The organism is Photobacterium damselae (assembly GCF_003026815.1).
Classification (GTDB): Bacteria; Pseudomonadota; Gammaproteobacteria; order Enterobacterales; family Vibrionaceae; genus Photobacterium; species Photobacterium damselae.
Map to the genome: position 1 here is coordinate 1 of NZ_PYOG01000062.1, position 6,631 is coordinate 6,631.

General features: G+C 36.1%; 5 protein-coding genes and 2 pseudogenes. 3 read left to right on the forward strand and 4 right to left on the reverse strand.

Annotated features, from left to right (window positions below; all coding sequences use genetic code 11):
* Both CTN07_RS21855 and CTN07_RS23415 read right to left on the reverse strand, forming a co-directional pair.
* On the reverse strand, positions 1-263 hold a 263-nt coding region (locus CTN07_RS21855; RefSeq protein WP_146154905.1), incomplete at its 3' end, for an IS6 family transposase.
* Positions 264-1,008: 745 nt separating this feature from the next.
* A complete protein-coding gene (locus tag CTN07_RS23415; protein WP_418005957.1) occupies positions 1,009-1,200 on the reverse strand; it encodes a hypothetical protein in 192 nt (63 codons plus the stop codon).
* A 344-nt stretch (positions 1,201-1,544) separates the two neighbouring features.
* Between CTN07_RS23415 and CTN07_RS21865 the strand changes: the two are divergent.
* A pseudogene (locus CTN07_RS21865) lies at positions 1,545-2,042 on the forward strand (transposase); the annotation flags it as partial.
* A gap of 24 nt (positions 2,043-2,066) precedes the next feature.
* Here CTN07_RS21865 and CTN07_RS21870 read toward each other — a convergent pair.
* Together CTN07_RS21870 and CTN07_RS21875 are read right to left on the reverse strand one after the other, a co-directional pair.
* A pseudogene (locus CTN07_RS21870) lies at positions 2,067-3,137 on the reverse strand (IS3 family transposase); the annotation flags it as partial.
* 371 nt (positions 3,138-3,508) lie between these two features.
* Complete coding sequence (locus tag CTN07_RS21875) at positions 3,509-4,138, reverse strand: recombinase family protein (protein ID WP_005306664.1); 630 nt, start codon at positions 4,136-4,138, stop codon at positions 3,509-3,511.
* A 296-nt stretch (positions 4,139-4,434) separates the two neighbouring features.
* Between CTN07_RS21875 and CTN07_RS21880 the strand changes: the two genes are divergently transcribed.
* A complete protein-coding gene (locus CTN07_RS21880) occupies positions 4,435-5,121 on the forward strand; it encodes an IS6 family transposase (RefSeq protein ID WP_005306666.1) in 687 nt (228 codons plus the stop codon).
* 197 nt (positions 5,122-5,318) lie between these two features.
* On the forward strand, positions 5,319-6,353 hold the full coding sequence (locus tag CTN07_RS21885) for an amidohydrolase family protein (protein ID WP_005306670.1): 1,035 nt from the start codon (positions 5,319-5,321) through the stop codon (positions 6,351-6,353).
* Positions 6,354-6,631: the final 278 nt, after the last annotated feature.

Genomic DNA, 6,631 nt, shown 5'->3' on the forward strand with positions numbered 1-6,631 from the left:
TAATACCACCATTTCCCTTTGATTTTGATATAGGCTTCGTCCATTCGCCATGAACTTGATACTTGGTGTTTTCTCGCCCGTGCATTTTGCTCAATTAAGGGAGCAAAACGAATGACCCAACGATTAAAGGTGGCATGATCGACTTGAATTCCTCTTTCAACAAAAATTTCTTCGATGTCACGGAAACTGAGTTTGTATGCTATATAGTAGCGTATGGCTTGAAGGATGATGTCAGATGGAAAATGATAACCAGTAAATTGCATAAAAGTTTAGCTAAAAGTTTAAAGTCAGTAATTAGAGTTCTCAACTGCTCTCTGGTTCCCTAACTTTGCGACAGAACTCTTTTCAAAAACCTAAAAGTTTTTTTCATGGTTAATATACAAATAATTGACATCTTCGTGCAATAAATTACTTTTTTGATATTGGGTTTTTATTTATTGTTTACTTTTTCCGCAAGGGTGTATAAATATATTAAAATAGGAAAAGCATTGAAATTTATATGAATGGAGCTATATCAATTGTATTTTAATCGTTGTCCTACTGTTCACTGTAAATTAAACAATGAAGTGAGAACGTAACATGAAATTTGTATTAGGAATACGTAACTTATTGGCTAACCATTATGATTATAATCGATGATAAAGAATACTTTAGGATCCAATTAAGAAAAGAAAAATTAGTACAAAGTCTAGAAATGTATCGCTGGGCGATAATAAACAACTACGAGCATGAATTACCATTACTCTTAAGAAGAGTAGAGTATAACCAACGAGAATTTCATAAACTCTATGAAAAATAGTCAAGTTCAATATAATTTCAAAATTTATAAAATGCAGGGTTGTTAAGTTGTTTCATAACGTTTGAATTAGACAAATGTGTCAAACTGCAGACGCAATTATGTGTCGAGAGCGTAAAAATGCTCTTTGATAAATAAGGTTAAATCACCAATCTATATTGAGTCCTAGTACCTTGGCTTGGTATTGTAGTCTGATCTATCTTGACAGATTTTCATTCTTGTGCTTGATGCATCTTTTTCTTTATAGCTCGATGGCTTTGTTTAAAAATATTATTGAGGTATTTCACATCAATGACTTCAACCAGATTGAGTATTAATACGACACTTTTCCATAAATTAATACTCATATTATGAAGTGCTTGAGCATTAGCTCCATTCTTATCAATAACAACGTTCTTTGGCAATCCGTTCGCTTGGATAGTATTTCGTAGAAAAGCTTGAGCAGCTTTTCAGCTCGTGTTTAGGTTAAGACAAATGTCAACAATGTCGCAGTACTTATCGACAGAACGATAGTAATACCACTGCAGAAGTTAAATTTTTATGTAAGTATCGTCCATTTTCCATGTGTTTGATACCTGTCGTTTTCTTGCTTGTGCATTTTGTTTAATCAAAGGTGCAAAAAACCGGATAACCCAGCGATTAATAGTTGCATGATCGAATAGAAGCCCTTCTGCATAGCTCTCTTTGATGTCGTGATAACTGAGTTTGTAAGCTATTTAGTAGTGTACAGCTTGAAGGATAACGTCCGACAGTAAATGATAACTATCAATACATTAGAGGTTTTCTGAGATGGAGTCAGTTTCTCTCTAGTCAATACAGTCGAAAATGGCATATTCGCTTGGCCAAAAAGACAGAATATATTGGTCCGACAGTTAGATACTTAGGATGCTCTTTTAGCGGCCATCAATAGCGACTTCTCGATTACGACATTATCTGGGTGGAAATGTTCGCTTTGTCTACCATTGGTATAATAGCTACAAGACACTGGTACTTAGTCAAATGGGTATGTTCGATAGATTGGTTTCACATATACCAGCAGAAAAGAATTTTAGAGTAATTAGATATTTCGGTTTTCTATCCGAGGAGAAGCTTTGCCGCTGGTTTATGATTTACAGGAGTAGGAATAGCTGGTAGAGTCAAAGTCTCTGAATCATGTGTAAATGATGCATCACTTGGAACGCATAGAACCGTACAGATTTATTCTGTGTGGTGGTCTATGTGCTTTGCGAAGATGGATGCGGGGCTAGGAGAAACTGTAAACCTCCCGTAATTAGTTACACGTATAATTAGAGTTCTCAGTCGGTGAATAGAATGCCAAGTATTCCCATGGCGTTCGATCATTTAGTGAGTCATGTGGTCGCTCTTCGTTATATTCGCGTACCCATTTTGCTATTAGCTCCCGCACTTCTGTTAATGTTTTAAATACATTCATGTTCAGGATTTCATCTCGATATGTTCGATTGAAACGTTCAACATATGAGTTTTGGGTTGGAGTATCTGGTTTTCTAAATTCAAGTTGGATATGGTGTTCTTCAGCCAACTCAGCAAGCGCACTAGAAATAAACTCAGGACCGTTATCCTAGGGTAACCGCGCCAAGCAACCGTAGTGCAGGCAAGTTGAGATCAATCTCGATATCCAGTGCTTCACGATTAAAATCATCAGTCAGGTTTTATGTTCTAAATCTACTACCACAAAACAAGCTATCGCACATAAAATCCATAGACCAGCAATAATTCGATGTCGTCGATACCGATAATGGCTCTGGATAGCGAGAGGGTAGACGCTTTTTACCTCGTCGCTGTTTATTCAAATTCAACTCGCAATACAGTCGATAAATACGCTTGTGATTCCAACTGTGTCTCCCAACAGCACAGAACTTTTAGCAACTTATTAAAGCCATAAGTTGGGCAACGTTCAATGGCTTCTTGTCGTTTCAAAATGACATAGCCATTTCTTTATGCATCAGGTTTATACCGATACACTGAGTCACTGACGCCAACTGCGCGACAGGCCATACGAAGGCTTACCCCGTGTTTCTCGCGGGCATAATCAACAAGCTCTCGCCTAATCGCTGACTTTATAGTTTTTTTCAATGATATCTTTCAGAATACGGAGTTCAAGATAGAGCCTGGCAAACATCGATTTAAGTCGTCGATTTTCTTCCTCAAGCTCTTTCATGCATTTGATATCTGAAAATTCCATACCACCGTACTTGGACTTCCAGTTGTAATACGTGGCATCTGAGGTGCCATACTCACGGCAGATTTTTTTAACTAGTTTGCCAGCTTCTACTTCTTTCAAAATCCTGACGATTTGAGTTTCCGTGTAGCGTGATTTTTTTCATCGTTAGCTCTCCGTGTAGTTTTAGTATAGGACACTCTAAATGTGGATGCTCCATATTTTAGGGAGGTTTACAAGACCATCTCAAATTTGGTCAAAATATTTTTGGCCGTAGTTAGCGTTAGCAAATATAACTCGAACATCACAGCCCAAAAACGCCTCCTTTTATATGCTGGAAAAACAAAAATGTAGGCGCTAGGATCAGCTATGATAAAGCTAATTTAAATCTGTTTTTGGGTTATAAAAAACCAAACTAAATATCAATTAGGAATAGCCCTAAATTAAGTTTGTTGTCTATTCTGAAAGATGGCATCTACAATTGATATTTTATAATTAGAAAAAATTTTATTATATGTTAATTACATACTATGTTAGTTATTCTCTCGAATAAACTTCTTTGCAACTCTAATAACAGTTCGGTTTGATACATTAGTAAGTTTAGCTGTATCGCTAATGCTAAGCCGGTTTACTACTCTCAATTGATAAATCTTGTCATGAAGTTCCAAGTTGGGTCTCCTTCCCTTGTATTTTCCCTCAGATTTTGCCTTTTTTATCCCCTCAGCTTGTCTACGACGTCTATCTTGATAATCTTTCCTTGCTATCGCCGCTAGCATATCCATCATCATGTTATTAATAGCTTTAATCATTGATCCTGTAAACTCATCTGTAATCTGAGGAGATAAAGCTATATGACTTGTAGGTAAATCCAAGCTAATAACTTTCAATTCTTTCTCGTGAAGCATTTCTTTTAATTTAAACCAACTAGCTTCATTTAAACGAGAAAGTCGATCGATCTGCTCAATCAGAATTGCATCACCAATAGCTGCATCATCAAGCAATCGTAGTAGTTCAGGTCTTTGTAATGATGCACCTGATTCATTCTCAATATACCAACCAGCTACACGGTAGCCTTTATCTTGAACAAAGCTCTTTAAGGTACTCTGAGCTCGTTTTGCATTTTGATCAGATGTTGATGCTCTAAGGTAGCCAAATATGTACATAATTTACTCGGTATGACATTTATATGATGATCTTAATGGTTATGTCATTTAGGTTATGACATTGCATGGTTTGATGTCAAATCTACTATATGCCTTTAATGTATACCTAAATGTCATGCTTATTGCCTATTGGTTTTTCAATATTAATTGATATAACAAATTGATTGGTTGATCGTATTTATTCTATTATCATTTGTTACATTGAAGAGACTTTTAGGGGTTCTGTCGCAAAGTTAGGGAACCAGAGAGCCGTTGAGAACTCTAATTACTGACTTTAAACTTTTAGCTAAACTTTTATGCAATTTACTGGTTATCATTTTCCATATGACATCATCCTTCAAGCTGTACGCTACTATGTAGCGTACAAACTCCGTTATCATGATATCGAAGAAATCTTTGCTGAAAGAGGAATTCGAGTCGATCATGCCACCATTAATCGTTGGGTCATTCGTTTTGCTCCCTTAATTGAGCAAAATGCACGAACGAGCAAATACTATGTATCAAGTTCATGGCGGATGGACGAGACTTACATCAAAATCAAAGGGAAATGGTGGTATTACTATCGGGCAGTTGATAAATACGGTGATATTGTAGATTTTTATCTTAGTCAGACACGAGATGAAAAATCCGCTCAAGCCTTTCTACGAAAGGCTATTCGAACAAATGGATTGCCAGATCAAGTTGTTATTGATAATAGTGGCGCTAATGCTCGAACTCTTCATCATATGAACGTCAAATTATGGAAAAGTGTCGTTTTTATGCTGAACTTAATAGAAATAATCGGCGTGAAATACCTCAACAATATAGTTGAGCAAAGCCATAGGCCAATTAAACAAAAGATGTATCAGGCTCTTGGTTGGAAATCTGTTGAGGGAGCAAGTGCCACTATGTCAGGTCAAGAAGTTTGGACGCAAATCAAAAGAGGTCAAGTTGGCGAGCTAAGCTTGCCTGTATGGGAGCGATTTTACGCGCTCATAGCATAATAGTGTCCGAAATTCGACACGCTTACGCCCTACATAAACTTTGCGACAGGACCACCCTTTAGGCCGCAGTTTCTATTTCAGGTTGAGATATCTGGCTCCAGCCGAAGGCTGGCTACGGTTCAAAAATATTGCAGAAGAAACATTATCTAATTAGATACATAAAGAATACTAACTAAATATAAATCGATAGGGTTAGAATGAAACAAAAAAAATACAAGAAAATCGCAGTGGAAGAATCTTGGATGCCAACTGAACTTTTCGAAGAATTTATGAAGTTATCTCAAGAAAAGTGTGTTGATCCTGGATTTCTATCCTTATGGGGAGAAATTATGATGTCTTCTAATGCGGAAAAATTAAAGAATCTCATTTGCGATATTAATAATAATCGTATAAAAAAAATGGATGATGTTGGTATCGATATACAAATACTATCTTTGACTGCACCTGGAGTACAAATTTTTGAAAAAGATAAAGCTGTAAAAATGGCTCGTTTTTGTAATGACAAGCTGGCAGAGGAAATCAAGATTAACCCTGAACGCTTCATCGGACTTGCAACTGTTGCTCCTCAGGATCCAATAGAAGCAGCAAAAGAGTTAGAACGATGTATAGGACAACTTGGAATGAAAGGAGTTATCATTAATTCTCATACAAATGGCGAGTTTTTGGATAATAAAAAATTTTGGCCTATTCTTAAAGTTGCAGAAAAATTAGATGTTCCTATATATCTACATCCGAATACTCCATGCTCAGCAATGATAGACCCATATACAGAGTTACCATTGGAAGGTGCTATTTGGGGATTTGCTGCAGATTGTGGTCTTCACGCTTTAAGAATGATCCTTGGTGGTGTTTTTGATCAATTTCCAAAACTAAAAGTTGTCCTTGGTCATTTAGGCGAAGGAATTCCTTGGTTCATAAATCGTATTGATAACCAATATGATACTTTTGTACAAGATGCGTCAGAAAGTCCACGAGCAAAGAAGTTAAAGCGAACACCAAAAGAATATTTTTTAGAAAATTTTTATATTACATCAAGTGGAATGAACTGGGAGCTTGAAATAATGTATAGTTTAGCTATTGTTGGTGAAGATAATATATTATTTGCCGTCGATTATCCATTCAGCATGCCAGAGCCAGCAATTGAAAATGTAGACAAACTTCCTATTTCAGATGATTTTCTTATTAAGTTTTATCAAAAAAATGCTGAAAATGTTTTCTCGTTGTTGAAATAGTATTGCCTGAAGCTAAAAATATAAATTTGTAGTTCAAAAATAGGGTTCTGTCGCAAAGTTTTATAAAGTATAGGCTAACCAAATTTCAAATACAATTATGCAGCGAGCGCATAAAAGCGCTCCCATACGGGTAATGCCGATCAGTTAAGCACAAAATGATCGGTTGAATGATCCTATAGATGTGTAAAAATCCAAGTGTATTTAATGCACTTGGATTTTTTTATGGACGTTTCTCAAGCTCTAAACGTAATTAATAATTGGAAGTCAGACAACATTGA